The organism is Deltaproteobacteria bacterium, from assembly GCA_016218975.1.
Classification (GTDB): domain Bacteria; phylum Desulfobacterota; class Deferrimicrobia; order Deferrimicrobiales; family Deferrimicrobiaceae; genus JAENIX01.
In genome coordinates this window covers 1-2,065 of record JACRCO010000011.1, presented here as the reverse complement: position 1 = coordinate 2,065, position 2,065 = coordinate 1, and the positions used below count along the sequence as shown (strand labels likewise).

At 60.3% G+C, this 2,065-nt stretch carries 5 protein-coding genes; all 5 read left to right on the top strand.

Annotated features, from left to right (window positions below):
• On the top strand, nt 1–624 hold a 624-nt coding region (locus HY896_01705), incomplete at its 5' end, for a FliM/FliN family flagellar motor switch protein (GenBank protein ID MBI5575059.1).
• Between the two features lie 15 nt (nt 625–639).
• Nucleotides 640–975 carry a flagellar motor switch protein FliN gene (gene fliN, locus HY896_01700; GenBank protein MBI5575058.1) on the top strand — a complete coding sequence of 112 codons (336 nt, stop codon included), beginning with the start codon at nt 640–642 and terminating at the stop codon, nt 973–975.
• A complete protein-coding gene (locus HY896_01695) occupies nt 972–1,289 on the top strand; it encodes a flagellar biosynthetic protein FliO (GenBank protein MBI5575057.1) in 318 nt (105 codons plus the stop codon). Before fliN ends, HY896_01695 begins: the two co-directional genes overlap by 4 nt.
• Entirely contained in the window at nt 1,282–1,926 is a 645-nt protein-coding gene (gene fliP, locus HY896_01690) for a flagellar type III secretion system pore protein FliP (protein ID MBI5575056.1), read from the top strand. The genes HY896_01695 and fliP overlap by 8 nt, the downstream gene beginning before the upstream one ends.
• Nucleotides 1,884–2,065 (top strand): flagellar biosynthetic protein FliQ (locus HY896_01685; GenBank protein ID MBI5575055.1); only part of this gene is annotated, 182 nt, incomplete at its 3' end. The genes fliP and HY896_01685, both read left to right, overlap by 43 nt.

Sequence of the window (2,065 nt, the reverse complement as noted above, 5' to 3'; positions counted from 1 at the left end):
TTCGTCATCGAGGCGCCTATGGTCTTCGCGTTCGTCGAGTGTTTCTTCGGCGGGCCGTCGGTCCGTTACGTGAAGGCGGAAGGGCGGTATTTCACGCAGATCGAGCAGAAGATCGTCCGGAAGATCATGGAGCACGCGTTCGCCGACATGTCAGGGGCGTGGCAGGGTATCGCCTCGCTCGAGCCGGAGTACGTCAGCACCGAGATCAACCCCCAGTTCGTTACGATCGTCCAGCCCACGGAAATCGTCATCAAGGTGCAGATACACGTCGAGCTCGAGAACTTCACCGGGAAACTCTACTTCTGCATACCGTACTCCGTCGTGGAGCCTCTTAAGGAGAAGCTTTGCTCGGGCATCCAGGCGGACAAGTTCGAAATAGACGAGCGCTGGACCGAGGGGCTTCGGGCGAAGCTCATCGATTCGTACGTGGAGGTGGTGGCGGAGATGGGGCGGGTGCAGCTCTCCGTCGGCGAAATCATGAACCTCGTGCAGGGCAGCGTGATCAATCTCGGAGTGTTCGCCGGCAGCGACCTCCCGGTGAAGGTCGAGGGAGTGCCGAAGTTCCGCGGGGTGCCGGGATTCCGGAAGGGCAACAAGGCGATCAAGGTCACCCAGATCCTTTAGGAAGGGGAGGAAGGGATGGAAGGACAGACGGAACAGGAAGTGCAGCAGCCGGCCTTCACGGAGCTGAGCGAGGAAAGGAAAATCGGCGGAGGAAACGACATCAACTTCCTCCTCGACATCCCGCTCGTGGTCGCGGTGGAGATCGGGCGGACGAGGATGCTCATCAAGGATCTCCTTCAGCTCGGGCAGGGCTCCGTCATAGAAATCGACAAACTCGTCGGAGAGCCGATGGAGGTCCTGGTCAACGACAAGCTCATCGCCCGCGGCGAAGTGGTCGTAGTCAACGAGAAGTTCGGAATACGGCTTACCGACATCATCAGCCCGACGGAGCGGCTCAAGCAGCTCAGATGACGGACCTTCTCCTCCAGATGGCGGGCGCTCTCGCGTTCGTGACGATCCTGATCGCGGCGGCGGCCTGGGCCTGGCGAAAGAAGCAGCCGGGAGCGAAGGGGCTCATCGGCCTCGTCGCGTACCATCCCTTCGGTCCGAGGCGCGGCGTCGCGGCGGTCCGGGTGGGGCGGGAAATCCTCGTCCTCGGAGTGACGAACGCCGACCTGAAGCTTTTCCGGGTCCTCGACGCGGCGGAATTCGAAGCGGGAAGCGGGGCATCCGTCCCCGACAAGGCGCAGCGCCTCCGTAAATGGAAAGAGGAACTCGATGCCTGACGCACTCGATCTTTCCAATCCCGTCCTGTCGGTGTTCCTGCTGATCAGCTTCCTTTCGCTGCTGCCGGCGATCCTCGTCATGTTTACATCTTTCACCCGGATCGTCGTCGTCCTGTCGTTCCTGCGACAGTCGATCGGCAGCCAGCAGATCCCGCCGAACCCCGTGATCATCGGGCTCGCACTGTTTCTGACCCTGTTCGTGATGTACCCCACTGTGACGGAGGTAAACAGGAACTCGATCACGCCTTACATTGAAAAACAGATTTCGATGACCGAGGCGATCGTGCGTGCGGAACCGCCCGTGAAGAGCTTCATGCTCCGCCAGACGAGGGAAAAGGACATCGCCCTCTTCCTGAATCTCGGCAAGGAGAAAGCCCCGGCCACGCCGTCGGAGCTTTCCATGAGGATCCTCGTGCCGGCATTCGCTATCAGCGAGCTCAAGAGCGCCTTCGAGATCGGGTTCCTGCTCTTCCTGCCGTTCCTCGTTATCGACATGGTGGTCGCGAGCGTCCTCCTCTCGATGGGAATGATGATGCTGCCGCCCGTGATGGTGTCCCTTCCGTTCAAGCTGCTGCTCTTCGTGCTCGTGGACGGATGGAACCTCGTCGTCGGGTCGCTCGTAAGGAGCTTCCATTGACTCCCGACATCGTTAAAGACATAATCGGCGATACCATCCGTACGTTCCTCATCGCGGCCGGCCCGGTCCTCATCGTAAGCCTCGTGGTCGGCTTCCTGATCAGCCTTCTCCAGGCGATCACGCAGATACAGGATTTCAC